Source organism: Variovorax sp. 01T432 (genome assembly GCF_056398605.1).
On the sequence record NZ_JBFTPS010000182.1, the window covers coordinates 1 to 304 of the forward strand.

Below are 304 nucleotides of genomic sequence, written 5' to 3' on the forward strand. Positions count from 1 at the left end.
GAGACGGAAGAATCGATGCGGCGCGACTTGGCATCAATGGCCCGGCTTCTCGGACGCATGTACGAYGCCATCGATTGCGGAGCGCTGACACCGTCCAGAGCGCGCTTGATCGAACTCGAATCGGGCGTACCCGTTTACGCTGGCTTGGGTGAGGACGATCATCCTGCGAGGGTGATGGCCGACTTGATGACGCTTTGCGACTACCAGCATCCGTCAGCGCCCGAATCAACCATCCTCTTTTTCGGCGACGCGGAGACGAGGCGCGGCTGCGCTTTCGAAGCAGCAGCCAGGGAAATGGGCTTCA

At 60.7% G+C, this 304-nt stretch carries 1 protein-coding gene; it reads left to right on the forward strand.

The annotated features are described in order from the left end of the window. Positions 1–105 precede the first annotated feature (105 nt). On the forward strand, positions 106–304 hold a 199-nt coding region (locus tag AC1DNF_RS35890), incomplete at its 3' end, for a hypothetical protein (RefSeq protein WP_478153709.1).